This is a genomic window from Aeromonas lusitana, from assembly GCF_002812985.1.
GTDB lineage: Bacteria > Pseudomonadota > Gammaproteobacteria > Enterobacterales > Aeromonadaceae > Aeromonas > Aeromonas lusitana.
This window is the reverse complement of sequence record NZ_PGCP01000015.1, coordinates 13,356-39,767: the sequence shown is the minus strand read 5'-3', so window position 1 is coordinate 39,767 and position 26,412 is coordinate 13,356. Positions and strand designations below refer to the sequence as shown.

23 protein-coding genes and 1 pseudogene are annotated in these 26,412 nt (G+C 54.7%); 13 read left to right on the top strand and 11 right to left on the bottom strand.

The window, feature by feature from the left end; genetic code table 11:
• Positions 1-132 precede the first annotated feature (132 nt).
• Positions 133-321: a hypothetical protein gene (locus tag CUC44_RS10625; RefSeq protein WP_167388864.1), complete on the top strand. Its 189-nt coding sequence runs from the start codon at positions 133-135 to the stop codon at positions 319-321.
• Positions 322-398: 77 nt separating this feature from the next.
• On the opposite strand, the gene CUC44_RS10620 is transcribed toward CUC44_RS10625, so the two are convergent.
• From CUC44_RS10620 to rpmE, 3 genes are all read right to left on the bottom strand, one after another.
• Entirely contained in the window at positions 399-1,643 is a 1,245-nt protein-coding gene (locus tag CUC44_RS10620) for a malic enzyme-like NAD(P)-binding protein (RefSeq protein WP_100859928.1), read from the bottom strand.
• A gap of 177 nt (positions 1,644-1,820) precedes the next feature.
• Positions 1,821-3,254 (bottom strand): DUF2867 domain-containing protein, encoded by a 1,434-nt coding sequence (locus CUC44_RS10615; RefSeq protein ID WP_100859927.1) that lies wholly within the window; start codon positions 3,252-3,254, stop codon positions 1,821-1,823.
• Between the two features lie 283 nt (positions 3,255-3,537).
• The gene (gene rpmE, locus CUC44_RS10610; protein WP_100859926.1) at positions 3,538-3,753 is read right to left on the bottom strand and encodes a 50S ribosomal protein L31; all 216 of its coding nucleotides are present in this window, start codon (positions 3,751-3,753) and stop codon (positions 3,538-3,540) included.
• Positions 3,754-3,899: 146 nt separating this feature from the next.
• On the opposite strand from rpmE, the gene priA reads away from it, so the two are divergent.
• Complete coding sequence (gene priA / locus CUC44_RS10605) at positions 3,900-6,107, top strand: primosomal protein N' (RefSeq protein ID WP_100859925.1); 2,208 nt, start codon at positions 3,900-3,902, stop codon at positions 6,105-6,107.
• A 136-nt stretch (positions 6,108-6,243) separates the two neighbouring features.
• Here priA and ompA read toward each other — a convergent pair whose 3' ends face one another.
• From ompA to ilvG, 6 genes are all read right to left on the bottom strand, one after another.
• Complete coding sequence (gene ompA / locus CUC44_RS10600) at positions 6,244-7,365, bottom strand: porin OmpA (protein ID WP_100860047.1); 1,122 nt, start codon at positions 7,363-7,365, stop codon at positions 6,244-6,246.
• A gap of 377 nt (positions 7,366-7,742) precedes the next feature.
• The gene (ilvA, locus tag CUC44_RS10595; RefSeq protein ID WP_100859924.1) at positions 7,743-9,263 is read right to left on the bottom strand and encodes a threonine ammonia-lyase, biosynthetic; all 1,521 of its coding nucleotides are present in this window, start codon (positions 9,261-9,263) and stop codon (positions 7,743-7,745) included.
• Between the two features lie 100 nt (positions 9,264-9,363).
• The gene (gene ilvD / locus CUC44_RS10590) at positions 9,364-11,205 is read right to left on the bottom strand and encodes a dihydroxy-acid dehydratase (protein ID WP_100859923.1); all 1,842 of its coding nucleotides are present in this window, start codon (positions 11,203-11,205) and stop codon (positions 9,364-9,366) included.
• A 142-nt stretch (positions 11,206-11,347) separates the two neighbouring features.
• Positions 11,348-12,292: a branched-chain amino acid transaminase gene (locus CUC44_RS10585; RefSeq protein WP_100859922.1), complete on the bottom strand. Its 945-nt coding sequence runs from the start codon at positions 12,290-12,292 to the stop codon at positions 11,348-11,350.
• A 12-nt stretch (positions 12,293-12,304) separates the two neighbouring features.
• Positions 12,305-12,568: an acetolactate synthase 2 small subunit gene (gene ilvM / locus CUC44_RS10580; RefSeq protein ID WP_100859921.1), complete on the bottom strand. Its 264-nt coding sequence runs from the start codon at positions 12,566-12,568 to the stop codon at positions 12,305-12,307.
• A complete protein-coding gene (gene ilvG / locus CUC44_RS10575; RefSeq protein WP_100859920.1) occupies positions 12,565-14,211 on the bottom strand; it encodes an acetolactate synthase 2 catalytic subunit in 1,647 nt (548 codons plus the stop codon). Before ilvG ends, ilvM begins: the two co-directional genes overlap by 4 nt.
• A 384-nt stretch (positions 14,212-14,595) precedes the next feature.
• On the opposite strand from ilvG, the pseudogene CUC44_RS10565 reads away from it, so the two are divergent.
• Together CUC44_RS10565 and CUC44_RS21155 are read left to right on the top strand one after the other, a co-directional pair.
• Positions 14,596-15,447: pseudogene (locus CUC44_RS10565) on the top strand (YifB family Mg chelatase-like AAA ATPase); the annotation flags it as partial.
• Positions 15,448-15,684: 237 nt separating this feature from the next.
• Positions 15,685-16,437 (top strand): helix-turn-helix domain-containing protein, encoded by a 753-nt coding sequence (locus tag CUC44_RS21155; protein WP_208621057.1) that lies wholly within the window; start codon positions 15,685-15,687, stop codon positions 16,435-16,437.
• Positions 16,438-16,640: 203 nt separating this feature from the next.
• Here the strand turns inward: CUC44_RS21155 and CUC44_RS10555 are convergent, their stop codons facing one another.
• Both CUC44_RS10555 and CUC44_RS20985 read right to left on the bottom strand, forming a co-directional pair.
• On the bottom strand, positions 16,641-17,168 hold the full coding sequence (locus tag CUC44_RS10555) for a hypothetical protein (RefSeq protein ID WP_157812778.1): 528 nt from the start codon (positions 17,166-17,168) through the stop codon (positions 16,641-16,643).
• Complete coding sequence (locus CUC44_RS20985) at positions 17,161-18,066, bottom strand: hypothetical protein (protein WP_157812777.1); 906 nt, start codon at positions 18,064-18,066, stop codon at positions 17,161-17,163. Before CUC44_RS20985 ends, CUC44_RS10555 begins: the two co-directional genes overlap by 8 nt.
• 165 nt (positions 18,067-18,231) lie before the next feature.
• On the opposite strand from CUC44_RS20985, the gene CUC44_RS10550 reads away from it, so the two are divergent.
• The 9 genes from CUC44_RS10550 (at position 18,232) to CUC44_RS20965 (ending at position 26,349) form a co-directional block, all read left to right on the top strand.
• Complete coding sequence (locus tag CUC44_RS10550) at positions 18,232-18,609, top strand: hypothetical protein (protein WP_100859918.1); 378 nt, start codon at positions 18,232-18,234, stop codon at positions 18,607-18,609.
• Positions 18,610-18,843: 234 nt separating this feature from the next.
• Positions 18,844-19,287 (top strand): hypothetical protein, encoded by a 444-nt coding sequence (locus CUC44_RS20980; protein WP_157812776.1) that lies wholly within the window; start codon positions 18,844-18,846, stop codon positions 19,285-19,287.
• 97 nt (positions 19,288-19,384) lie between these two features.
• Entirely contained in the window at positions 19,385-19,615 is a 231-nt protein-coding gene (locus CUC44_RS10545; protein WP_244166764.1) for a hypothetical protein, read from the top strand.
• A 558-nt stretch (positions 19,616-20,173) separates the two neighbouring features.
• Positions 20,174-20,812 carry a metallophosphoesterase family protein gene (locus tag CUC44_RS10535; protein ID WP_100859916.1) on the top strand — a complete coding sequence of 213 codons (639 nt, stop codon included), beginning with the start codon at positions 20,174-20,176 and terminating at the stop codon, positions 20,810-20,812.
• Between the two features lie 179 nt (positions 20,813-20,991).
• The gene (locus tag CUC44_RS21095) at positions 20,992-21,378 is read left to right on the top strand and encodes a Tn7-like element transposition protein TnsE (protein WP_244166763.1); all 387 of its coding nucleotides are present in this window, start codon (positions 20,992-20,994) and stop codon (positions 21,376-21,378) included.
• A gap of 112 nt (positions 21,379-21,490) precedes the next feature.
• Positions 21,491-22,570, top strand: coding sequence for a DNA cytosine methyltransferase (locus CUC44_RS10530; protein WP_208621056.1), 1,080 nt, complete (start codon positions 21,491-21,493; stop codon positions 22,568-22,570).
• Positions 22,567-23,586, top strand: coding sequence for an HD domain-containing protein (locus CUC44_RS20975; protein ID WP_157812775.1), 1,020 nt, complete (start codon positions 22,567-22,569; stop codon positions 23,584-23,586). The genes CUC44_RS10530 and CUC44_RS20975 overlap by 4 nt, the downstream gene beginning before the upstream one ends.
• A gap of 1 nt (position 23,587) precedes the next feature.
• Positions 23,588-25,399: an ORC-CDC6 family AAA ATPase gene (locus CUC44_RS20970; protein WP_157812774.1), complete on the top strand. Its 1,812-nt coding sequence runs from the start codon at positions 23,588-23,590 to the stop codon at positions 25,397-25,399.
• A gap of 8 nt (positions 25,400-25,407) precedes the next feature.
• Positions 25,408-26,349, top strand: a complete 942-nt coding sequence (locus CUC44_RS20965) for a hypothetical protein (RefSeq protein ID WP_157812773.1) — start codon at positions 25,408-25,410, stop codon at positions 26,347-26,349.
• The last annotated feature ends 63 nt before the right edge of the window (positions 26,350-26,412 follow it).

The window sequence follows — 26,412 nt, the reverse complement described above, 5'->3', positions numbered from 1 at the left end:
CAGGCGCCGGCAAGGGTCGTACATCTGGATACAAACCGTCACCAGCCGCTCACTGAAGCGAACCTGCCCCTGCCCTAGGATGAAGTCATGGAGAAACGCTCCATACCATCAACTCGCACAAGGAACTGGAATATGAACAAGCTGATCCCCCTGAGCCTGGCCGCCGTCTTCGCCCTCACCTCCGGCTTCACCATGGCCGCCACCCCGACCAAGGGTGCCGCGCACCAGACCACCCAGACCAAGGTCGTGAAGAAGCACCACAAGGCCACCCACGCCAAGGCTGCACCCACCACCAAGAAGGCAACGCCGAAAAGCGCCTGATCATTCGCCAAGCTCCCCATGAAAAGGGGCCCCATCGCGGGGCCCCTTTTGTCATGAGCGTGGCAGAGCCCTTGCTCTCAGTCCTGCATATAACCGACAGGCAGTGCGACCCGGGCCACCCCGGAGTCCACCGCAGCCTGCGCCACGGCGCGGGCCACCCGTGGCAACAGGCGGGCATCCATCGGCTTGGGAATGACGTAATCCTTGCCAAAGTGCAGCTCGCTCACCCCGGCGGCGGTCAGCACCTCGGCGGGCACGGGTTCTTTCACCAGACCACGGATGGCCTCCACCGCCGCCACCTTCATGGCATCGTTGATGCGGCTGGCACGGGCATCCAGGGCGCCACGGAAGATGAAGGGGAAGCAGATGACGTTGTTAATCTGGTTCGGGTAGTCCGAGCGACCCGTGCCCATGATGAGGTCGCCCCGCACGGCGTGGGCCAGGGCGGGCTTGATCTCGGGATCCGGGTTGGAGCAGGCGAAGATCACCGGGTGCGGCGCCATCAGGGCCACCGCCTCGGGGGGCAACACGTCCGGGCCCGAGACGCCGACAAACACGTCAGCCCCCTCGATGACATCCATCAGGGTGCGCAGCGGAGTATCGTTGGCGAAGCGCTGCTTGTACTGGTTCAAGTCGGTGCGGCCGGTGTGGATCACCCCCTGGCGGTCCAGCATGAAGATATGCTGCGGCGCGGCGCCACACTTGATCAGCAGATCCATGCAGGCGGTGGCGGCGGCGCCGGCGCCCATGCAGACGATGCGGCTCTGCTCGATGCGCTTGCCCTGCACCTCCAGGGCGTTGAGCAGGCCGGCGGCGGTGACGATGGCGGTGCCGTGCTGGTCATCGTGGAATACCGGGATGTCGCAGCGCTCGATCAGCGCCTGCTCTATCTCGAAGCACTCCGGCGCCTTGATGTCTTCCAGATTGATGCCGCCGAAGGTGTCGGCGATGGCCGCCACAGTGTCGATGAACTGGGCACTGGTCTCGTGTTTCACTTCGATGTCGATGGCGTCGATGCCGGCAAAGCGCTTGAACAGCAGGGCCTTGCCCTCCATCACCGGCTTGGAGGCCAGCGGACCCAGATTGCCCAGCCCCAGGATGGCGGTGCCGTTGGAGATGACGGCCACCAGATTGCCCTTGCCGGTATAGCAGTAGGCGTCGTCCGGATTCGCGGCTATCTCGCGCACAGGCTCGGCGACCCCTGGACTGTAGGCCAGCGCCAGATCGTGGGCGGTCTCGGCGGACTTGGTGAGGGCGATGGCAATCTTGCCGGGAATGGGATGGGCGTGGTAATCGAGCGCTTCTTGACGCAGATCGGACATGGGGAACCCCGATACGGAAGTGAATGGTGTGGTGCAACCCCGCCAGTGGCGAGGGCTGGGGATCATAAAGAAAACCATCGGGCTTTCACAGCAGAAAGTATCGCCATATTCTGCTGATGAGCCAGTTATCAGCACGTCACACCAGCCACTAATACCTAATTAGTTATAGATATGGTTTCAATCCATCACGGGAATGCCGGCCCTCTGCTCCGCCTGACGGGCGATCGCCTCCGTCATGCCCTGGAAGATGAACAGATGGAACGGCAACATGGCGAGCCAGTAGGCCAGCCCCCAGGCCCCTTGCGGGTGCCAGTGGGCCGTCACCTTGAGCCGGGTCAGGCCGGACTCTTCCGGCAGGATATTGAACTCCAGCCGCCCCACCCCGGGGGCCTTCATGTTGAACAAGAGATCCAGCCTGCGGCCCTCCTCCACCCCGAGGATCTGCCAGGAGTCCAGCATGTCCCCCTTCACGAAGCGCGCCGGATTGGTGCGCCCCCGGGTCAGGGCCGGGCCGCCGATCAGGTGATCCATCCATTCGCGCACCACCCAGAGCTCGTTCATGTAGAAGTAGCGCTGCTCGCCGCCGAGCTGCTGCAGCACCTGCCACACCACGTCCGTAGAGGCGAGACACATGGCCTCGCCGCTGGCGGTGCGATCGTAGAATCCGTACTCGGGATGGCGCCAGCGCAGGCCCAGCGGTGTCTCCTCCCCCTGCTGCTCGGCACCGAGCTTCTGCTCCAGCGCCAGGCTCTCGCTCAGCGCCTCGTCGAAGCTGAGCAGGGGCTGGGGCAAGAGAGCCCGCAGCGGGCCATCGTCCGCCGGGATATCGTGCTTGAGCCCCCCCACCAGCGCCTTGGCCACGGGCTGGGGCACAGAGGTCGCGAACTGCAGCCACCAGGCCGACAGGCGGGGGCTCAGGAAGGGGATGGGTATGATGGGACAACGCTTGCCGATATGGGCGGCGAACTTCTGCAGTTGCTGCTGGTAGCTGAGCAGATCGGGGCCGGCGGCATTGAACACCTGGCCATCCACCCCTTCGGCCTCCACCAGCCCGACCAGATAGTGCAACAGGTTGGAGAGCGCGATGGGCGGAGTGCGCGAGCGTACCCACCTGGGGGTGACCATCAGCGGCAGGTTGAACACCAGATCCCGCATCACCTCGAAGGCGGCGGAGCCGGGCCCTATGATGATGCCGGCTCTCAGTTCCACCGTGGGTACCCCCGCCTCGCGAAACAACTCGCCACAGTGGCGGCGGGAGTTGAGGTGGCGACTGTTGCAGGGGCTCGGCTGGATGGCGCCGAGATAGATGATGCGGCGCACCCCGGCGGCACGGGCGGCGGCGGCGAAGTTTTTCACCCCCTGCTGCTCCAGCCGGTGGAAACCGGCGCCGGCCCCCATGGCGTGTACCAGGTAGAAGACGGTATCCACCCCGGCCAGGGCGGGCAGCAGGGTGATGGGCTTGAGGCTGTCGGCGAGGCGAAACTCGACTCCCTCCGGCAGACGACAGGGACGGCGCGCCCCGGCGATCACCCGATAACCCAAGCCTTGCAGATGAGGCACCAGGTAAGAACCTATGTAGCCAGCCGCTCCCATCACCAGACAGTTTCTCATCGGCATTTTCCCTGTGTTGTCCGAACCAGGCATGAGGTGCCCACTATCGGAAAAGAGGGCACCAGATAAGAAACCATGTGGTAGCCAGCCGCCCCCATCACCAGACAATTTCGCATCCGCACCCTCCCTGTCTTTTCCATTTACCACCCCCTCATACCCACCCCTTCTCCCGCAAGGGGAGAAGGGAGAGTCCCACCATAGGGCAAAGCGCCGCAATACAGAACGCCGCGCAATAAAAAAGGCGCCCGATGGGCGCCTTTTTCAGAATTCTTTAGAAGTAAGATTACTTCTTGGCAGTCAGACCACCGAAACGCTTGTTGAACTTGTCTACGCGGCCGCCGCTAGAAACTTCTTTCTGCTTGCCGGTATAGAACGGGTGGCACTCGGAGCACACGTCCAGGTTCAGATCTTTACCCAGGGTAGAGAAGGTATTGATGACGTTACCGCAAGAGCACTTGCAGGTGATGGCTACGTAGTCAGGATGGATACCAGCTTTCATGGACAACCTCGATTATAGGCCGTGTCGCCATCCGATCTGTTGTCGGACACCACACGATTGTTGAACACAGTTTCAAAGGCTGCGAATAATATAGGAAATGCCTGAGTTCAGGCAAGTGGCTTCGCAGAAAAAATAGGCAACCTCTGGTGAATTCTTCCCAAACCCTTGATCTGATTCGTGTCGCTGTCCCGGTGCCCTTGCGCCGTCACTTCGACTATCTCGCTCCCCTGCCCTTGCCTGCGCCCGGCTGCCGGGTCGAGATCCCCTTCGGCCCCCAGACCCTGGTCGGCCTGGTGGTGGCCCATCCCACCGAGAGCCAGGTACCGCGCAACAAGTTGAAGCCCTTGAAGAGGGTGCTGGACGACGAACCCGTGCTCGGCCCGGATATCCTGGCCCTGATGGCCTGGAGCGCCAACTACTACCAGCATCCGCTGGGAGAGGTACTGCCTCACGCCCTGCCGGTGCTGGTGCGCAAGGGGGAGCCCGCCGCCTACCGGGAGCTGGAGTTCTGGTTCGCCACAGACGCCGGGATGGAAGTCGATCTCAACGAACTCAAGCGCGCCGCCAAACAGCAGCAGGCCCTCGCCTTCCTGCGCAAGGGGCCGCAGACCCCCTCCGCACTCAAGCTGGAGGAGATCCAGGGCACGGCCCTCACCGCCCTGGAGAAGAAGGGGCTGCTGGAGAAGCGCAGCCTGGAGCCGAGCGTGCAAGGGGACTGGACGACTCATTTTGACGCGGGCGAGGGGCTGCGCCTGAACGGCGAGCAGGCGCTGGCGGTGGCCGCCGTCACCAGCCAGAGCGACAGGTTCGGCGCCTTCCTGCTGGATGGCATCACGGGCTCGGGCAAGACGGAAGTCTATTTGAGCATCCTCGAGCCCCTGCTCAAGGCGGGCAAGCAGGCCCTGGTGATGGTGCCGGAGATCGGCCTCACGCCCCAGACCATCAATCGCTTCCGCCGCCGCTTCCAGGTGCCCGTGGTGGCCATGAACTCCGCCATGAACGACAGGGAGCGGCTCGATGCCTGGCTCGCCTGCCGCGACGGGGGCGCCGCCATCCTGATCGGCACCCGCTCCGCCGTGTTCACCCCGTTCAAGGATCTCGGCATCATCATCATCGACGAGGAGCACGACGGCTCCTTCAAGCAGCAGGACGGCTTCCGCTACCACGCCCGGGATCTCGCCGTGATGCGGGCCCATCGTGCCGGCATCCCCATACTGCTCGGCTCGGCGACTCCCTCCCTGGAGACCTTGCACAACGCCCGCAGCGGCAAGTATCACCACCTGCACCTGACGAGGCGCGCCGGCAATGCCCAGACCGCCCGCCAGGTGATCCTGGACATCAAGAACGTGCGGCTGCAGGCCGGGTTATCCCCCCAGTTGGAGCAGCTGATGGCCGAACATCTGGCTGCGGGCAACCAGGTGATGCTGTTCCTCAATCGTCGCGGCTATGCTCCGGCCCTCATCTGCCACCAGTGTGGCTGGAGCGCCGCCTGTGAACGCTGCGATGCCTGGTACACCTGGCATCAGGCCGGACGGCGACTGCACTGCCACCACTGCGACAGCGTCCGACCCCTGCCCCATCACTGCCCCTCCTGTGGCAGCAACGAACTGATCGGCTCCGGTGTGGGCACGGAACAGCTGGAACAACTGCTTACTACCATTTTTCCGCAATATCCTGTGGTGCGTATCGACAGGGACAACACCCGCCGCAAGGGGGAGCTGGAGACCCATCTCGGCGACATCAAGGCGGGCAAGTACAAGATCCTGATCGGCACCCAGATGCTGGCCAAGGGCCACCACTTCCCGGACGTGACGCTAGTGGGCCTGCTGGACGTGGACGGGGCTCTGTTTTCCGCCGATTTTCGCGCCGCAGAGAAGCTGGCCCAGCTCTACACCCAGGTCGCTGGCCGCGCCGGGCGCGCCAGCAAACCCGGTCTGGTGGTGCTGCAGAGCCATCACCCGGAGCACGCCCTGCTGCAGGATCTGACCCAGAACGGCTATGGCCACTTCGCCGACACGGCGCTCAAAGAGCGTCGCCTGCTGGGGCTGCCCCCGTTCAGTTATCAGGGGCTGTTCCGGGCCGAGGCCAACGGCCGCGACGAGGTGCAGCTATTCCTCGGCCGCCTCGCCGATACCCTGCGTAGCGCCCACTATCCCCAGGTACAGGTGCTCGGCCCCATCAGCGGTTTCATGGAGCGCAAGGCGGGCAAGTTCCGCATGCAGTTGCTGGTGCAGGGCCCGAACCGCCCCCCGCTCGCGCAGCTGCTGGATTGGGTGGTCAAGGAGCTGGACGCCTGGCCTGAGACCAAGAAGGTGCGCTGGAGCCTGGATATCGACCCCACTGAGCTGAACTAGCGATAGCAAACACCCGTCATGGCGTGTTTGCTCCCTTCTCCCTTCGCGGGAGAAGGGTTGGGGATGAGGGGGAGCGCCCGAAAACAACGAGGGGGCCTTGGCCCCCTCGTTGTGTTTACCCCATGACTGCACCCGCTTATTCGGCGGCCTGGGAGACCCCGGTCAGTCGCACCTCGACCCGGCGATCCGGGGCCAGGCAGGCGATCATCTGGGCCTTGGCGCCGTCCGGGCAGCTGCCACCGGTCACCGGCGATGACTCCCCGCGTCCCTCAGCCTGCACCTTGTCGGGGAACAGCCCCTTGGCGACCAGGTAATCGGCCACGGTGCGGGCGCGCTGCTCTGACAGGGACTGGTTGTAGGCATCGGACCCCAGACGGTCGGTGTGACCGATCACGGTCGCGACTCCATCCTTCGGATTGGCGGCCAGGATCTGGGCGAACAGGTTATCGAGGGCCTGGCTCGCGGCCGGTTTCAGGGTGGCCTTGTTGAACTCGAACAGCACGTCGGAATCCAGGCTGAACTGCTTCTCCACCAGCACGGGAGCCGGCGCGGGCTCAGGGGCCGGGGTCGGCGCCACAGGTTCGTCACCGATCTGGCCGAAGCGATAGAGCATGCCGACCGACAGCAGGCCGTTGTCCATCTCTATGCCGGACTCCCCGGGCGAGGTCTTGCCAAGCGGGGTGGTGTATTGGTACTCGAGGCGGGCGGCCCAGTCCTTGTCGATGGCGTATTCCACCCCGAGCGCACCGACAAAGGCGGCGCCATGGTAGTTGCCGCTGTTTGACTCCGACAGGGCGTTGAGGCCATCGTTGTACCAGGCGTTGATGGAGCTGTCGGTCCAGGCATAAGCGCCCCCCAGCCGGCCATAGATGTCCAGGGCCGAGGTCGCGGGCAAGATGATCCGCATGGTGGCCTGCACCATCTGGGCCTTGGCTTTGCCCTCCAGCCCGGAATCTATGCCGTTGGCCGCGTAGTGCCTATCGACCTTGTACTTGCCGAGCCAGTCATAGCCCAGTTCGACCGCCAGGTTGCGGTTGACCTGATAACCCGCGAAGGCGCCCAGCCCCAGATCGTCGCTGTTCTCGTTCACCCTGGCGGCATCCAGCATATTCTCGATCTGGGAGTCGTAATCCACCCCGTAATAATTGGACCAGCCAGCCTTGCCGCCGACGTACCAGGTGTTGTCCTGGGCGGCGGCCTGCACCGCCCCCGTAGCCATCAGGCCGCCGATGAGGACGGCGAGCATAGATTTGGTCATGATGAGCCCCTGCAATGAATTGTTATGACGCCCCAGGCGTCTCTCTTCCCTGACGGGGCCCTGAACCCAAGCCCCGCATCCAGATTATCCCATCTATTACCAGCCTCAAATGACCAGGGACTCAGGAGTGTGATGTTGGCGACATTATCGACAGATGCCACCCCTTCCCCGTACCGCCCATAAAAAACGAAGGGCAAAGCCCTTCGTTTTCAGACGGTTGCCAGCAACCTAGTCTAGCTCGCCAGGAACAACCGTGTAGATGGGATCCTCGCTCATCTCCTGCCAACCATCGCCGACCTCGTGCAACGCACCATAAAAAACCGGAGAGCTAGGCTCTCCGGTCGTGGATCAGGGCTAGGCGTTCAGTCCCTCCGACTCTAGCTTGCCAGGAACAACCTGTAGGCGGGATCCTCACTCACCTCCTTCCAGCCGTAGCCAATCTCGTGCAAATAGTCGTGGAAGGCGGCCACGTCCTCGTCCGGCAGCTCGAACGCGCACAGCACACGACCATAGTCGGCGCCGTGGTTGCGGTAGTGGAACAGGCTGATGTTCCAGCGACAGCCCAGGGTCTCCAGGAAGCGCATCAGGGCGCCCGGTTGCTCCGGGAACTTGAAGCTGTAGAGCCGCTCGCCGAGGGGCCGCGCCGGGCGGCCGCCAATCATGTAACGCACGTGATTCTTGGCGAGCTCGCTCTCGGTCATGTTGACTACTGGGTAGCCGTTGCCCTCCAGCTGCTGCTGGATCTGGCCGAGCTCCTCGTCGCCACCGGTGAGACGCACCGACACGAACAGGGAGGCCTGGGCCGCATCGGCGTAGCGGTAGTTGAACTCGGTCACCATGCGGGGCCCAAGCTGGCGACAGAAGTCGAGGAAGGCCCCCTTGCGCTCCGGGATGGTCACCGCCAGCATACCCTCGCGCTTCTCGCCTATCTCGCAGCGCTCCGACACGTAACGCAGGCTGTGGAAGTTGACGTTGGCGCCGGACAAGATGGCAGCCATCCGGCCCCCCTTGATCTGTTCGCGCTCGCTGTAAGCCTTGAGCCCCGCCAGCGACAAGGCTCCGGACGGCTCGGCGATGGCGCGGCAGTCATCGAAGATGTCTTTGAGCGCGGCGCAGATCTGGTCGTTGGAGACGGTCACTACCTCGTCCAGATACTGGTTACACAGGCGGAAGGTCTCCTCACCGATGCGCTTGACTGCCACCCCGTCCGCAAACAGAGAGACCCGATCCAGGTTGACCGGCTCACCGGCCGCCAGCGCGGCCTTGAGGCAGGCGGAGCCTTCCGCCTCCACCCCGATCACCTTGACGTCCGGCAGCAGCTGCTTGATGTAGACCGCCACCCCGGCGGCCAGACCGCCGCCCCCCACAGGTACGAACACGTGGGTGAGGTGGGTATCCTGCTCCAGCAGCTCCTTGCCTATGGTGCCCTGGCCCGCGATCACCTCGACGTCGTCAAACGGCGGTATCAGGGTGTAACCCTCGGTCTCGGCGAGACGCCGGCTCTCCGCATAGGCCTCGTCGAAGCTGTTGCCAAACAGCAGCACATTGCCGCCCTGGCGGCGCACCGCATCGATCTTGATGTCCGGGGTGGTGGTGGGCATCACTATGATGGCCTTGATGCCGAGCTTGGCCGCCGACAGGGCGACCCCCTGGGCGTGGTTGCCGGCGGATGCCGCCACCACGCCGCGTGCCTTCTGCTCGGTGCTCAAGGTCGCGATCTTGTGATAGGCCCCCCGCAGCTTGAAGGAGTGGACCGGTTGCAGATCTTCCCGCTTCAGGCTGACCTGGTTACCGAGCCGCTCGGACAATTTTTTGAGGGTTTGCAGCGGTGTCACCCGCGCCGCCTCATAGACGGGGGAGAGCAACACCTTGCGTAGATAATCCGCCGCAGAGACCATGGTTATCCCTCCCGCTTGCTTAGGCTTTTTACAGAACCTTTATCTTCACAAAACTCACCAAGCAGCATCTTGTGCTGATAATTTACCGAAGAGTTCATCATCACTCCTCCAGCTTGCTTAAGTCGCGCACCGCGCCCTTGTCGGCACTGGTGGCCAGCATGGCGTAGGCGCGCAGGGCGTAGGAGACTTGACGCTGACGATTGAGCGGCTTCCAGCCTCGGGCATCGACGGCGGCGCGGCGGGTGGCCAGCACGCTGTCGGCCACTTCCAGCACCATGCTGCGGGCCGGGATGTTGATGTTGATGATGTCGCCATCTTCCACCAGACCTATGGTGCCGCCGGAAGCCGCCTCAGGGGAGACGTGCCCGATGGACAGCCCCGAGGTGCCGCCGGAGAAGCGGCCGTCGGTGATAAGCGCACAGGCCTTGCCGAGCCCCATGGATTTCAGATAGGTGGTGGGGTAGAGCATCTCCTGCATGCCGGGGCCGCCCTTTGGCCCTTCGTAACGGATCACCACGACTTCACCGGCCTGGACTGTGCCGTCCAGGATGCCGGCCACTGCGGTGTCCTGGCTCTCGAACACCCGGGCCGGTCCACGGAAGCAGAGGTTCTCTTCATCCACCCCGGCGGTCTTGACGATGGCACCGTTGAGGGCCAGGTTGCCGGACAGCACGGCCAGGCCCCCTTCCAGGCTGTAGGCGTTGTCGAGCGAGCGGATGCAACCCTCGGCGCGGTCCAGATCCAGCTCGGGCCAGCGGCAATTCTGGCTGAACGCCTTGGTGGTGCGGATGCCCGCCGGACCGGCGCGGTAGAAATCGTGCACCGCCTTGTCGTCGCAGCGGCTCACGTCGTATTGCGCCAGCAGCTCGACCAGGGAGGTGCCCAGCACGTTGCGGGTGTCCCCGTGCACCAGACCGGCCTTCTCCAACTGGCCCAGGATGGCAACCACGCCACCGGCGCGGTGCACGTCTTCCATGTGGTACTTCTGGGTGGAAGGGGCCACCTTGCACAGCTGGGGCACCCTGCGGGACATGCGGTCGATGTCGGCCATGGTGAAGTCCACCCCGGCCTCCTGGGCCGCCGCCAACAGGTGCAGCACAGTATTGGTGGAACCGCCCATGGCGATGTCCAGCGCCATGGCGTTCTCGAACGCCGCCTTGGTGGCGATGTTGCGCGGCAGGGCGCTCTCGTCATCCTGCTGGTAGTAGCGATTGGCCAGAGCCACGATGCGCTGACCCGCCAGCTTGAACAGCTGCTCCCGATCCGCATGGGTCGCCAACATGGAGCCGTTGCCCGGCTGGGAGAGGCCGAGGGCCTCGGTCAGGCAGTTCATGGAGTTGGCGGTGAACATGCCGGAGCAGGAGCCACAGGTGGGACAGGCGCTGCGCTCTATCTGATCACTCTGGGCGTCGGAGACCTTGGGATCGGCCCCCTGGATCATGGCGTCCACCAGATCCAGCTTGATGATCTGATCCGACAGCTTGGTCTTGCCTGCCTCCATGGGGCCGCCGGAGACGAAGATCACCGGGATATTGATGCGCAGGGCAGCCATCAGCATCCCGGGGGTGATCTTGTCGCAGTTGGAGATGCAGACCATGGCGTCGGCGCAGTGGGCGTTGACCATGTACTCCACGGAGTCGGCGATGAGCTCCCGGGACGGCAGGGAATAGAGCATGCCGCCATGGCCCATGGCGATGCCGTCATCCACGGCTATTGTGTTGAACTCCTTGGCCACCCCACCGGCGGCTTCAATTTCGCGAGCCACCAGCTGGCCCAGATCCTTGAGGTGCACGTGACCGGGTACGAACTGGGTGAAGGAGTTGACCACGGCGATGATGGGCTTGCCGAAATCCTGATCGGTCATGCCGGTGGCACGCCAGAGCGCGCGGGCCCCGGCCATGTTACGTCCGTGGGTGGTGGTGGCGGATCTCAACTTCGGCATTGTCTCTACTCCCTGAATGCCCATGGGGCTCATTATCTTTGAAACATGAATGTGACTCGCGAGTCGGCAATCGACTCTGCTCAATGCGCGCCGGCGCCACTGAGCAGAGGCGACTCGGGGAGGCCTGGCCTCCCCGTGCTCATCAATCCCTGACCGGGGTCAGCCAGCCCCACTTGTCCTCGGTCTGGCCGTTGAACAGGCCGAAGAAGGCATTCTGCAGCCGCTCGGTCACGGGACCGCGGCTGCCGGCGCCGACCTGCATCCGATCCACGGAGCGCACCGGGGTCACCTCGGCGGCGGTGCCGGTCATAAAGATCTCGTCCGCCACATACAGCGCCTCACGGGGCAGCGCCTGCTCGCGCACCTCGTAACCCAAGTCTCTGGCCAGCGTCATTATGGTGTCGCGGGTAATACCGGGCAGGATGGCGGCGGTGGCGGGCGGGGTGAACAGCACGCCGTTCTTCACCAGGAACAGGTTCTCCCCCGCCCCCTCGCTCAGGTAGCCGTTCACGTCCAGCGCCAGCCCCTCGGCGAAGCCGTTGCGCTTGGCCTCCCGGCTGATGAGCTGGGACGACAGATAGTTGCCGCCCGCCTTGGCGCCGGTGGGTATGGTGTTCGGTGCGAGTCGATTCCAGGAGGTGACGCACACATCCACCCCGTTTTTCAGCCCCTCCTCCCCGAGGTAGGCGCCCCAGGGAACGGCGGCGATCATGAGATCGGCCTTGGCATCGAGCGGCGGGTGCAGTCCCAGCCCCACGTTACCGATAAAGGCCAGGGGGCGCAGATAACCGCTCTTCAGACCGTTCTCACGCACCACGGCGCGGCAGGCCTCGTTCACCTCGGCCTCGCCATAGGGCACGTCCATCCAGTAGATCTTGGCGGAGTCGAACAGGCGGCGGGTGTGCTCCTGCAGACGGAAGATGCAGGTGCCTTTGGGGGTGTCGTAGGCGCGGACCCCTTCGAACACGGAGGAGCCGTAGTGCAGGGCATGGCTCATGACGTGGACCTGGGCATCCTGCCAGGGCACCATCTTGCCGTTGAACCAGATGTATTGCGGCTGAGTGGCGGATTGGGAAGGCTGTGACATTGGCTTTGCTCCTTAAGCGCTGATCCGGGATGGCTGTTCCAGTGCATCGACCCGGGAGACGTCCACCAGCTTATTCAGCTGGCTCCACAACTGCTGGATGGGACGCTCCGACTCGACAGTAACCGTGATCCGCAGCTGTTGGCAATCCTGCTCCATGTGCAGGGCATTGAGGGCGAAGCCGCGGTGGCGTACCACCCGCAGCACCCGCTCCATCACTTCGGGTCTGGGCTGGGCATGTATATGCAAAGTGTGCTGGTGCTGACTGTGCTGACTCATGGGCGTTGCTCCATCATCTTGTGGTTGGCGACTCCTGGGGGTACCAGGGGCCAGACATTTTCTTCCTCTGAAATCGCCACATGCAGCAGGTAGGCGCTCTCGCTCGCCAGCAGGCGGCCGAGGGCACCGGCTATCTGCTCCTTGCATGTGATGGTCTCGCCCGGGATGCCAAAGGCGGCGGCCAGGGCGACAAAATCGGGGTTGTCGGAGAGGATGGTCTCGCTGTAGCGGCCGTCGAAGAACAGCTCCTGCCACTGGCGCACCATGCCGAGGCGCTGATTGTCCAGCAGTACCATCTTCACCTTGAGTTGGGCACGGCGAATGGTGCCGAGTTCCTGCACGTTCATCATGAAGGAGCCATCACCGCTCACCAGCACCACTTCATCCTCCAGGCGCGACATCTTGGCGCCGATGGCGGCGGGCAGACCGAAGCCCATGGTACCGAGACCGGCGCTGGAGAGGTGATTGCGCGGGCTGGTGAAGCGCATGTGCTGGGCCACCCACATCTGATGCTGACCCACGTCGCAGGCCACCACGCTGCTCTCTGGCAGACGAGAAGAAAGCTCTTTGAGCAGGGCCGGGGCATAGATGGGCTGACCGGGATGGTCGTAGCGAAACGCATATTCCCGGGCCATGGCGGCGCAGTGCTCGCGCCAGGGGGTTATGTCGAGGCTCATGGCGAGCGCCGGCAGCACCAGGGTCAGATCCGTGGTGATACCCACCTCGGCGGCGCGGCGTTTGCCGAACTCGGCGGCGTCTACGTCCAGATGGATGACCTTGGCGTGGGGGGCGAACTCGTCCAGCTTGCCGGTCACCCGATCATCGAAACGAGCCCCCACCACCAGCAACAGATCGCACTGCTGCACCGCGTAGTTCGCGGCCTTGGTACCGTGCATGCCGAGCATGCCCAGATAGATGGGGCTGTCGGGATCCAGCGCCCCTATGCCCTTGAGGGTGGTGACCGCCGGCATACCGGTGGCGGCGGCGAAGCCGCGCAGCTCAGCCTCCGCATTGGCCATGCCCACACCGCCGCCAACGTAGAGCACCGGGCGCTCGGCGGCCCTGAGCAGGGCGCGGGCGGCGTTGATCTCGGCCGGATTCAGGGCATCCAACTCCTCCACCGCGAACAGCGGACTCTGCTTGGGCACGGCGGCCAGCTGGATATCCTTGGGAAAATCGATGAGCACGGGACCGGGACGGCCCGAGGTAGCGATGGCGAAGGCTTCTGCCAACACCTGCCCCAGCTCGGCTGCGTCCGTTACCATGAAGGAGTGCTTGGTGCAGGAGAGGGACATGCCGAGCACGTCGACCTCCTGGAAGGCATCCGTGCCCACGGCGGCACAGGGCACCTGACCGCTGATGGCCACCAGGGGTACGGAATCGAGCAGCGCCTCCGCCAGTCCGGTCACCAGGTTGGTGGCACCGGGGCCCGAGGTAGCGATGCAGACCCCCACCTGACCGGAGGCACGAGCATAACCCACGGCGGCCATGGCGGCCCCCTGCTCGTGGCGGCAGAGCTGATGGGCCAGGCCGCCGTCATACAGGGCGTCGTAGACCGGCATGATGGCCCCGCCCGGGTAACCAAACACCTGGGTCACACCCTGTTTCTTGAGAGCCTGTACCAAATACTGCGCGCCGTTCATGTGGAAAGTCCTGTCCTTTGGTCGAAAAAAAACCCCCGGGCCGTGAGGCTCGGGGGTCGCTTGTTTTCGTTCTGTCCGGTGGTGGGTCTATCCCTTGTTCCGTGCAGCTAAACGAGCCCCGAGCGGTGAGATAATAATCACCACTAGGACCACAATAATGCTGACGAAACGGGAGGCCATGTTCATAGTTACAACCGGAAATCCTGTGAAATGGGGCGATTTGCACCGCGAATGGCTATTAGAACTAGCACGGTGATTTTTATTGGGCAAGCGTTTTTTACATGACAAGACTCTGCTTTTGACTGATCCGTAGCCAGCAGCGCGGAACAAAAAACTAATAAAAAACGGTTAACCAGCATATACATCAAACCAAGGACGGGATTTATGTCATTAGCTGTGGTTTATAGCCGTGCCAGCCTGGGGATCGCGGCGCCGCAAGTCACGGTGGAGGTGCATCTCTCCAACGGCCTGCCCGCCTTCAACATGGTGGGGCTGCCGGAAACCTCGGTGAAGGAGTCCCGGGATAGGGTGCGCAGCGCCCTGCTCAACGGCAACTTCGAATTTCCCTCCAAGCACATCACGGTCAACCTGGCCCCCGCCGATCTGCCCAAGGAGGGAGGTCGCTTCGATCTGGCCATCGCCATCGGCATTCTCGCCGCTTCCAAGCAGATACCGGCAAAATACCTGCTCGATCACGAATTTTTAGGAGAATTGGCCCTGACCGGCGAGATCCGCCCCGTGCTCGGGGTGCTGCCCGCCGTGCTCGCCTGCCGGGATGCGGGCCGTACCCTGCTGGTACCACGGGAGAATGGCCCCGAGGCCTCCCTGATCCAGGATGCCGAGGTGCGCACCGCCCACCAGCTGCTGGCGGTCACCGCCTGGCTGGCAGGCCAGTACGAGCTGCCCCTGCCCGAGCTCCAGAACACGGAGATCTTGCCCGATATCCCGGATCTGCAGGATGTGATCGGCCAGTCCCAGGCCAAGCGGGCGCTGGAGATCGCCGCCGCCGGCAGCCACAACCTGCTGTTCATCGGGCCGCCCGGCACCGGCAAGAGCATGCTGGCGAGCCGCTTGCCCGGCATATTGCCACCGCTGAGCGAACAGGAGGCGCAGCAGACCGCCGCCATCCACTCCATCGGCGGCCTGACCCCGCGCGCCGGTCGCTGGCACCACAGGCCCTACCGTACGCCCCATCACAGCGCCTCCGCCGTGGCCCTGGTGGGCGGTGGCTGTCATTTTTGGAAATAGATGAGATTTTTCTCAAATAATTGAGACAAAACCATCATTCGTGGCAAGAACTGAAATCCCAGCAGGGAGCTAGGTTTGCGCCTCAAGGTGAAGCAGGATAATCTCGATTAAGACACCTCAGAATGGCCAACCCAGGTTATGCAGAATAGACTCGTTCATCTACGACCCAAGAGCACGAACAACCTTGCCTACGATGGTGAGAACGCTCAACTGTACTTAGATGTAATGAACAGTGCTCCGGTTGAGTTGGGGAATCAGATTGGATGCCTGCTGCCTCCCAACATACAACTTGTCAGATTCGAGCAGCTAAAGACTACTGCAGATGTTGGTGGGCAGATTTTCGAGCTTGCTTTGGTAGACCATTACGCAAAACGAGTTCTCTACTACAGTCAACTGATCGTTCTTCTGAACGACCCTGTACTCGGTGCGAAACCCCTTATTCAGTTGTTGGTTTGGCGTACTCCCGACCCTGCGTACAAGTTGGTAATTAGTTGTGTTGCGGATCGTGTTTTCACGGATTACCTGCCTGAAAACTATCTGGTCGCTATGTCGGATAACTTGCAAACCGGCCAAGGACCACAGTTCTGGGAACAGCACATTCTGATTGCTTTGAGCAACCAACTACATGTCTACTGCTACCAATTGATGGATACAGCACCGCGGTACATCTCTGACAAAAAATCGTTCGAGCAATTACAAGATACTGTCTGGAAAAATACTTGTGACCATGACCCTATCCTCGCCATTATCTCGAAAGACCCCCTTGCTACAGGTCTGTTACATGAAATGAGCATTACAGCCATCAGAAACGATGCCGACTATGAGGCCGCGCTGGCCCGCATAGAACTTCTGTTTGATGCTCCAGCAGGCACCCCAGAGAGTGACGAGCTGAACTTATTGGCAAGACTGGTTGAAGCCTATGAGGAAAAGCACTACCCGATCCCCGCTCCACGTGCCATGTACCAGGAACGCAAGTAAAAGGCGCTGGGCAAACTGGTTGCCCCGGCCGCCGAGGACATTGACCAGAAAGGCCGCTCCCACAGCGAGGATGAAGCGCCCCCTTGTTGAGATGGGTTCACCATAGCAAATCGGGCATATACTTCCCGTACAAACAAGGCCACCTCGCGCTGGCCTTGTTGATTATGTGAGTTGGTATGAAACAGGGTCTAATCTCTGCTGGGCTATCTAATCCTAGAAAAAAGAAGAATCATCACCAAACATATTACATAGCTGTAGTTCGCAGCCCCAACAATAGTGTGCATGGAATCAACTACATAATTTACCTCTGCCAAATATTCACTAACAGAAATAGGTTCTTTTGGGAGCCCATCTTTCCACATATATCCAAAATTGAAATTTGCCGCTGCATTCCATATGAAATGCCCAAATATAACGACAACAACCCCGCCCCATCTAATTAATTTTTTGATGATGCTTGGTGTAGCGCCAGCATCTTTACCATTGAAAATTTTAAGCGTTATTCCAACAGAAATCCAAAAACCAAGGAAAGAAAAAAGCGAAAAATCACTAGCGCTATCTACCAATCCATTTATTGAATTGATGTATTGTTGCAATGACATAAAGCCAGCATTTATTTCTTTCTCTGCCTCAACCTGATCAAAAAAATGACTCTCCAACACATAGGATATTAAAAAATAGATGCTGAACAGCACCAGCAAGATGCCAAAATTTCTAGCTAACTTATTCACCTGCTTTGCTCCCAGTGAGAACTCCGCCCACAGTTGCACCGGAGAACGGAGACCCTTTACCCAATTCAGAAAAAACATTGGCGGCAATACTGTCTACAGAGGCCCGCTCTGGTACGGGTTTGATCCCTTTTGTGTTGGGGTACTGGCTTTTGAATGCTCCAGTTACTTCCACAACTACCATTGAGGTATCTTTACTCATGCTAATAAGGTGACGCTGTAATGATGTTGGAATAGTAAAATCATCATCAACATTAAACCCTATAGTGATATCACCAGAGGTTGCACCGAACTGGAACACCTTTGAGCCAGCCATTTTTATTCCATCCACAGTATGGGTGGTGCAATTACTCCCTGTTACATCATATTGATCAACTGTGTGACCATTGCGACGAGTCACATCCCCCATCTTTGGGGTTTGAACAGGAGGCGAACCATTTGCCCATAATTTTTCGAAATACTTTCTAACGATAAATGGATCGGCATCATCAATTCGAAATACTCTAGCGCCGAACAGATATAGTTCATCTTGATAATAACCCCTTGCGTCTTCGCTCCTTAATAAATTTAATATCCCGTCACCAGTAGCCCCCAAAGGAGTGCCACGGCGGCCAAAACGGCCATATGTGTAAACAAAAGGGCTGTTACTTTCATGAATAGAAACAAAGGCATGTCCAGCCCCCTTTGTTTCTGTCCACACAAAAACGCCATCCGCTAAAGGGTTAAATGGCGCTTGGCATTGCTTCTCATCCTCGACCCAAAAACCTGATTTTTTCTCGTTCAAGGTAACACTGACGCGCTCATCCTTTCTGATGTTCGAAGTCTTCTCCCCATCCCACTCACTTTTCCCCCAGCGCTGCCACCCACCATTCCACCATTGCCCGCTCTTGCTCTGCTCCACACACCCTCCACGAGCCTGATTGTTCCAGTGAGGACATTGTGCCACAGGGTACGAGTGAGCCCAAAACGACAATGACACTGGGCAACAATGGTTGTCGAAAGAAACTTGGACTGGTTATCATTCGAGCCCTCATGTAAGAATACTGGTTTCAGCAAGGAGAATACGATGAAAACCATTTTAGCCAAGACGTTCGGGGGGCTTGATAAAGCCTACTATTTTCGCCAACTTTTCTTCGGAGCGCTGTTGCCTGCGTTCATCATTTTCATGACTATCCAAAACCCAACAGCAAAGCCAATGCCTGTATCGGCTATGTTCTATCTAGGTCTAAATACATTACTTTATCCTTATTCTAAATTTGTATGGGATAGCGTTACAGACTTCCTAATGGGAAATACGGTCATCACCTTGGCCCTGCCCCTGTTTTTGTTGGTCAAGCTGTTCACCATTGTGATTTGTTGGGGACTGGCGATCTTCATTTCCCCTATTGGATTAGCGTGGTTGTGGTGGCATCACAGTAAAACCGAAGCATCGAGCGAAACTTAAATCACAAACCCGGCTTCGCCGGTGACAGGTGGGGGGATGTAAAAGGGCCGAATTTCAGCCCTTTCTTTTACTTAGTATGAATGAATTACAGGGCCGCGAAGGCTCAGTACAAGGGCCTAGAGTCACATACCGGACGGCCCGTTATGGAGATATGGCTAAGGAACTGGCCAGCAGGGCATGAACTGATGATGGCACAAGTGAGGTTTGCTACTTGAACGATAGGAACAAAAAATTATGTCTGAACGTATTGGGTATGCAGTTTACAGCAAGATAGAAGGTGGGTATCTGGTCACAGCATCACCAAGCAATTATCACTGGGATCCTGCTGCGGCACTGATGTATGAGACTACGGCTAAGGCTTGGGCATCAGCAAAACGTCGGGGACCAGGGTACGCAATTGCTGTTGTCATCAGCCGTGGCGAAGATGGTTCTTTGCATCATGAGGAGTTATCCCCTCCAATGAAAGCTGTTTCAGGCAGTTGGATTGTGCGCATCGAGGATGCGGGACTGCCAATAGGCCCCCTATATATCTCAAGCCTTAGTCGCGATGGAAAAAGTCGTGCATCTACAGAAATATGTGACGCCAAAGGGTTTAGTCATCAGGAAGCAGTTGAGTTAGCAGCCAAATTCCAAGGCAGGCCGAATTGTACCGCTCAAATCGAACAAGTATCGGATTGAATTGATTCATTATACCGGTTGTGTCGATTATCTTGATTCTCATATGAACCAAGTACATGGGTAGGGTTGCATGTATAGCAAATGGAGATGGCCAGCATTGAAGGTCGCCAGATGGGGGCTGCAACATGGTGAGTTCTTCGATCTTTACGATGTCGCCTATCAGTTTGGGATACCAATTCATGAGGCAGGTAAAGTTATGCTCTATCTGAGGTCATTACGGTATGTGGAAAAACAGGCAGAAACACGGCATTGCAAGCCAGAGCCAGGGAAAATGGCTGCTCGACGGATCTTCATCAAAGTACTGGCCATTCATCCAGAATCAATGTAAGCGCCCCTGTAGCTGCGATGCTCAATGTGAAATGTGAGGACCCAAAAGGGTGCACTGGCCCGAACTGGATGTTGATTTGTCATTGAACAGTATCCGTCATCCCGAGAAGTACCCGCTACGATCACAGATCGGGTTGTAGCTGGTAGAGGAACAGACTGGGTAATGTCGAAGACTCTCGCCACATGTGCTGGAGCATTACGGCGATAGCTATATAGATTAATGCCAACTCAACATATGAATATATATGTTTGATGCAATACGCCAGGAGGCAGTACCAATGCGGCTGATTGAGCGATTTCCCAGGCTGATGCTCTGGCATGTTGTAGCTATCTTAGCCATGCTGTTCGTGGCCAAGGCCCTAATGTACTGGACAGCAGGGGAGATATTTACTTGGTGGGGCCTAGGCGATCTCTACGGCCATATGTGTGGCCCAGCGTGGGATGTGGCTGCTTGGATAGCAGGGCTGGCTCTGCTGCTTCGCTGGATACGGCTCTAACTTTACAACACGAACAGATAGTCTCGACCATTATAGGTCCGCTCTGCATCAAGGATAACCCAATGATCTTGTTCTGTGGTGACCCTCATGGGGAATTTGGGCACATAATTCTGCGTGTTCAACAAGATAAGCCAGCTGCGGTAGTCATACTTGGGGATCTGTGTCTGCAGCAGCCTTTCGAACAGACCTTCGCCCCCATCCTTGGACTGACAGATATCTGGTTCATTCATGGTAACCATGACACGGATGAAGTTCGATATCACGACCACCTGTTCGGCGACCCTGAACGTAACCTACATGGCCGAGTTGTAGAGATCGATGGCTTCAAGATCGCTGGTCTTGGTGGTATCTTCCGCAGTCAAGTCTGGTATCCCCCTGAACTGCCAAGATTTTCCACCCGCCAAGACTTCCAAACCCATTGCGGAAAAGGGAATCTATGGCGTGATGGTCTTCCACGCAAGCACCGTAGTTCCATCTTCCCTGAGGATATTCAACTCTTTCATGGACTTAAAGCCGATATTCTGGTCAGCCATGAAGCGCCCAAAGAACACCCTCACGGTTTTCAGACTATAGATGAGTTGGCACAATCACTCGAAGTAAAAAACATCTTCCATGGTCACCATCATGATTCATTCAAATATCATGAACTCAACGCGGTTAATGTTGGTTTACGAGAGATTTTTGCACTCAACTCAAGATGATTATGAAACCCATCTATCACATTAGTATAACATTCACTGTAGCCTGCCCAACGCAGAGTGGACCGTGGAATCTGATAAAACCGATGACCTGCATCTCTACATCAGCAAGTTTGATTACTTTTAGTCGATGCTAGAGCAGTTAATGAAGGCCCATGGCTACGTGATTACAGTCAAGAAAATTGCACAAGTTACTCAAGCTCCATCACGGCAATCGTCACCAGCTTCTGGATGGTAACCCAAGATGTCTGGCAGTTGTCGAAGTGGAGTTGAGAGGCGGATTTCTCATATCCTCGAAGTGGATGCCCCAGCCCCATTCAACCCAATTATTGAGGCTTACATCACAGTTGGGGTGGCAGGTGCAGCTTAAATTATTGGAAGAAGAGTTAACCAAAAAATCACTGCACCGGCCAAGTAAACGGCTGAAGAAGCTATGTTGTAAGGATAGCCATTTGGGAGTCCCTCACTCAAATACCAAGTCCGTTGATAAGGGGCTGTCGTCTAAGGAGTCTGCCGAGGACTGGGCGGTACATAACCTTAACTGTTGTGTCTATGATGCTGATGCCTGACAGATCTCGCATGAGACCCCATCTCATGTGTACTTGGGAGGTTAAGACATGGTTAGAATGTTGACATGGTAGTGTCTGGTCGATACGCTGCGTCTAACATTGGATGCCATTAATGACAGAAAAGACTATGATTGGTATTGACTTATTCGCTGGAGCTGGTGGGATGTCTTTGGGCGCGAGACAGGCTGGTATTGATGTCCAAGTTGTTGTTGAGGCTGATAAGCATGCTGCCGCAACTTACTTAAGAAATCATCGACCAAAATTTGGGGTTTTCGCTGACGACATAAGAAAATTCAATAAAGTTGATATTGAAACAAAAAATGGAGAGCAAATTGTTTTGTTCGGAGGACCTCCATGCCAAGGCTTTTCCACCTCAAATCAGAAGACTCGGACATCTGATAATGAAACAAATTGGCTTTTTTTAGAGTTTTTGAGAATGGCCAGTTTATATAAACCTGACTGGATAGTTTTCGAGAATGTTAAAGGAATATTGGAAACAGAAAAAGGATTCTTTGCTGAGAAGGTCATTCTGTCACTTGAAAAACTTGGTTACACTTGCTTTGCAAGCATCTTAAATGCTGTGGATTATGGAGTCCCGCAACGAAGAGATCGATTCTTTGTTGTTGCTAGTTTACATAATGAGCCATTTTCCTTTCCCAAGCCAAGTGATAGTCATAAAGTGACTGTTCAAGAAGCTATTGGGGATTTGCCACTTTTAGATAATGGCAGTTCAAAATGTTATATGACCTATTCTAGTGATCCGGTCAGTGAGTACTCTAGACTAATGAGAGGGCGGTTGGAAGGGTGCTCTAACAATATAGTTACAAAAAATGCTCCGTTTATTGTCGGTCGATATAAATATATACCTCAAGGTGGTAACTGGGAAAATATTCCAGACCATCTAATGTCTAATTACAAGGACAAAACAAGATGCCATACGGGTATATACAGAAGGTTATGTGAAAAATCACCATCTGTAGTAATCGGTAATTTCCGTAAAAACATGTTAATCCATCCTATACAAGATAGGGGGCTTTCTGTTAGGGAGGCAGCAAGATTGCAGTCTTTTCCTGATGAATTTGTATTTGAGGGAAGTATTGGTTTCCAGCAGCAGCAAGTTGGCAATGCTGTTCCCCCATTGTTAGCGAAAGCTCTTTTTCAGCAGATACTCAAGAAGAATTATCAGCTATGACTTTTACTACTGTTTTAGAAAAATGGTTTGTTAAGAATGCCCGTCAAGATACTTCGTTTCCCGAGAGTAATGTTGACTATGTTGCTAGATACTCATCTCTGAAGCAATGGCTAGTAGAGAATTGCTATCCACTTATTGGTGCGACTACTTCATTAGAAGATGGAGGACTTTACACAGACCACGGCCCTAAGCATTTTGATCAGGTTATTAGATATGCTGGGAAATTGTTAGGATTGGAGCATGAAAATGATCAGATAAGCCTAAAGTGTTATGAAGTATACTTACTCATGACAGGTATTTTGCTTCATGATGCAGGTAATGTGTTTGGCCGGGCTAATCATGAAAAAAAAGCTTTTGAGATATTAAAAGATATTGGTATTGCTGTAACCACCTGTAATATAGAGAAAAAGCATATAGCTAATATTGCTGAAGTGCATGGTGGGAGAGCAAACAGTGGAAGTAAAGACACAATAGGTGAGAAATTTAATTCCCACGAAACGGATTATTTAAATGCCACCTTTAGGCCAAGATTAATTTCAGCGATAGTCAGATTTGCTGATGAAATCTGTGAAAATAAAACAAGAGCCGCTACTTATGGCATTCAGAAGGAAATTATACCTAAGCGTAGTGAAGTGTTTCATCTGTATGCTGAGTCAATTACAGCTTCAAATGTCGACATTCCTGGCCGAATGGTTAGAATCACATTTGATGTCCCGGTCGAGTATACGCAAAAAAAAGTAGGTAAGAATGATAGTGAGGTTTATCTCATAGATGAAATATTTGAAAGAATAGAAAAAATGCATTGTGAAAGACTCTATTGCAGTCGTTTTTTCCATGGTGTAGTAAATATAGATTCAATTCGTGCAACTATAAATATAAAAGATGATGAATACGAAAATGTAGATACGCTTACAATTGACACTCATGTTGGCTATCCGTCCGAGTCATTGAATCTGTCTAAAAGGCATGATGAATGGCGTGGGGAAAATTTAAAATTTAGGCTTGAGGGAAAATAGCATGAGGAATGATTACATCAATCCGTTCGAAGTTAGAACTCCTGAGGCTCTTTCCCCTCTGGATACAGCAAAACTTTTCGTTGATGTATTTACTGACTTTCATAAAATCAAGGAAATTGGACATACTTTTATTCATGGCCCTCGCGGTACTGGTAAAAGTATGATGCTACGTTACTTAGAACCAGATGTTCAACTAGCTGCTGGCAATGTATTTAATATAAATGAGCTTCAATATTATGCGGTTCATGTTCCGATTAAAAAGGCATGGTCTGATATTACTGAATGGAGTTTATTAGAGGGGGGGTCTTATTATGTTATCGCTGAACACATAATGGTCACCCATATATTATTCACGACTTTTAAATCTATAAATAGAGTTGTAGAGAGTCGACTTTTTAATAATGTTGAATTTATCAGTGGGTTGAATCGTCTTTTAAAAAACTCAGGGCATATAGGCGTTGATTTTGAACCTGACTCTGATGTTCTTGATAAAGTTGAAAGGGTGTTTGAAGATGAGTTCATGGGGATTAAACAATATCTAAGAAGATTATTATTTAAGTCCATGAATGACAACCCTTACAATGGAGCTATTTTTACATATTTGGACTTTGTTGTTCCATTGTTTGACTTATTGAGAGGATTGGGTTTCCTTTGCAATGGACCTATGTTTTTGTTGATTGATGATGCAGATCAGCTAGATGAGGGCATGCAAAGGGTTTTGAATACGTGGGTTTCTTGTAGGACGATCGATACCGTATGCTTGAAAATAGCCACACAAATGCGTTACAAAACATATAGAACTATAGATGGAAAACTTATTGAGTCTCCACATGACTATTCAGAAATTAATATAGGATCGATTTATACGAGGGATGGCAGTAAGTATATGTCTCGTATTAAAGAAATTGTGGAAAAAAGACTAAGGCTAATAGGTGTTAATTGCTCTGCGGAAGAATTTTTTCCTGATGATGAAAAACAAAAAACCTCTATAGATAAAATTAAAAAAGAGATAATTGCATTAAGAGAGAATGGTTCTGGCTTGGGTGGGAATAGAGCCAGCGACGATACGACTAGATTTGCGGTCCCTATATATATGAGTCGGCTTGCTGGAAATAGCAAATCATCTTCAACCTTTAGTTATGCTGGTTTTCGTAGCTTAGTTGATTTATCGTCAGGTGTCATACGATGGTTTCTAGATCCTGCAGCTAAAATGTATAGCGAAGTATCTAGTCTTCATCAGAGTAAATTAAACAAACTTTTAGATATTGATAAAAATATTTCTAAAATCCCCCCTGACATACAAGACAATATAATAAAAGACTGGTCATTCGAATTTATTGATTCTGAGTTTTCAAAGTTGAGGTCAACTTGTAGGACTGAAAAAGAAGAGTCGACTATTTACACTAGTTCTCACGTCACCATGCTTCTCAATTTGGTTACGGCACTTGGTGAGACATTTCGAGCAAGACTTCTTGATGAAAATGCAACTGAAAGAAAAATATTTTCTATAATGATTGCTGATGATGTTGTGTCTCCTTTGGATCAAGTTCTCGATATGGGGGTTGAGCTAGGCTATTTGCAACGTTCATCTATCGGTTCTAAAGAGGGACGGGGACGTAAACCTAAATTCACGTTAAGTAGACGATTAGCGCCATATTTTAAACTTGATCCTTCAGGTTATGCATATAATCTTTCAGTTACATCTGAAGCGTTAATGAAGTCTTTAAGAGACCCAAAAGCCTTTACCAGAGAACGACTGAGTAAAGGAAATAATGATGGAATCATGCAAATACAACAGACTTTGGATATATGAGGTCTACCATGTCACAAGAAATCAAAATAAGTGATTTATCTTCATATGTTAGTGGTGAAAATAGCTGTTTTATTTGCTGTGCTAGCTTTGAAGATAGATGTTTAAGTTTGCCTCTTTCGTTGAAAGACGTGAATTTTGAAAAAATATTTGTATTTAAATCAACAGATATGCTTGGCGTTACCGGTGATAACTTAAATAAGATAACCGATGCATTTAAAGGGTTGCCAACAATTTGTGATATTTCTACTGTTGATCCATTGTCAACCTTCAAAGAGTATTGCATTGTTTTTGAAAAATTAATTCAAGATGATAGAAAATTTGATTTTTATGTTGATATCACTACATTTACAAGAGAGTCATTATTAATTCTTTTGAGAATAATGCATAAGTTTAAGATATGCATTCGATCATTAAAAATAATATATACATTATCGAAAGATATGGATAACTGGCTAAGTCGTGGGGTGTCTGACATTCGTTCTGTTTTAGGTTTTGCTGGAAATTTCTATCCAAAAAAACCAATGCATCTTATCGTTCTCACCGGATTTGAATTAGAACGAGCGATTGCAACAATTGAGGAATACGAACCTAATTATATTTCCATTGGACTAGGTGATGAAAATCAGTCTATCAGGACAGAATTTTATGAGCGAAACCGTAAATTTGTTAACGAGCTTATGAAAATATATGGCTCATCAGTTAGAAATTTATCTTTTTCTTTAAAAGACCCCATTTCATGTAAGAATTCAATTTTGAACCATATAAAAGATCAAGGCGATTCTAATTTCATAATTTCTCCACTGAGTAATAAAATATCAACGCTAGGTGCTGGCTTAGTTGGGCTGGAAAATAAAGATGTACAATTGTGCTATACAAAACCGGCGGAATACAACATATTGTCATATTCTATTCCTGATGATAGATGCTTGGTTTTAAATATAGTAATTTAATAGCTGCATTATATTGATGCAACAGATTATTTAAGTTATGGCATAACCTAACACCGGCTTTAA